1 pseudogene is annotated in these 240 nt (G+C 43.3%); it reads left to right on the top strand.

The features are described from left to right. Nucleotides 1-240: pseudogene (locus CWC11_RS22630) on the top strand (zinc-dependent metalloprotease); the annotation flags it as partial.

Here is a 240-nt window from a genome sequence, read left to right as displayed (position 1 = left end):
TGCTTAATCCACAGCGATTAAACCGTCTTGCACAGCAGCATGCGCGTGATCCTCAATATTTTGGTACACAGGCACTTTTAGAGGCTTTATATCAGCAGGTATTTGCTCAGTCAGGCAGCAAAGGTATGGCTCAAAAACTACAGCAACGAGTGCAATACTTAGGTGCAACTAAGCTTGTAAAACTGAGTCACAACGATAAAGTCGCACCTGAAGTGCAGGCGCAGTTAAAGTTTTATTTAG

This window comes from Pseudoalteromonas sp. S3178 (assembly GCF_005886985.1).
In the GTDB taxonomy this organism is placed as follows: domain Bacteria; phylum Pseudomonadota; class Gammaproteobacteria; order Enterobacterales; family Alteromonadaceae; genus Pseudoalteromonas; species Pseudoalteromonas carrageenovora.
The sequence above is the reverse complement of the archived record's forward strand: the minus strand, read 5'-3'. Positions and strand labels throughout refer to the sequence as shown.